Source organism: Streptomyces bullii (genome assembly GCF_042657145.1).
Classification (GTDB): domain Bacteria; phylum Actinomycetota; class Actinomycetes; order Streptomycetales; family Streptomycetaceae; genus Streptomyces; species Streptomyces bullii.
Genome location: NZ_JBHSNY010000051.1, coordinates 1 through 528, shown reverse-complemented (window position 1 = coordinate 528; position 528 = coordinate 1). Strand labels below are relative to the sequence as shown.

General features: G+C 65.3%; 1 protein-coding gene. It reads left to right on the top strand.

Translation table 11 applies throughout. The features are described from left to right. The coding region (locus tag ACFPZJ_RS39825; protein WP_381031977.1) for a catalase at positions 1-528 on the top strand (528 nt) is incomplete at both ends.

The following is a 528-nucleotide window of genomic DNA, read 5'->3' as shown; positions in this document are numbered from 1 at the left end:
CCAGCGAGGGCAATTACGACCTGGTGGGCAACAACTTCCCGGTCTTCTTCATCCAGGACGGCATCAAGTTCCCGGACTTCGTGCACGCGGTGAAGATGGAGCCGCACAACGAGATCCCCACCGGCGCCTCCGCCCACGACACCCTCTGGGACTTCGTCTCGCTCCAGCCGGAGACGCTGCACACCATCATGTGGCTGATGTCCGACCGGGCCATCCCGCGCAGCTACCGCATGATGCAGGGCTTCGGGGTGCACACCTTCCGCTTCGTCGACGCCTCGGGCAGGGGCACCTTCGTCAAGTTCCACTGGAAGCCGAAGCTCGGCGTCCACTCGCTGGTCTGGGACGAGGCCCAGGAAGTGATGGGCCGCGACCCCGACTTCAACCGGCGCGACCTCTGGGACACCATCGAGGCCGGCCAGTACCCCGAGTGGGAACTGGGCGTGCAGCTCGTACCCGAGGAGGACGAGCACAAGTTCGACTTCGACCTCCTCGACGCCACGAAGATCATCCCGGAGGAGCAGGTCCCCG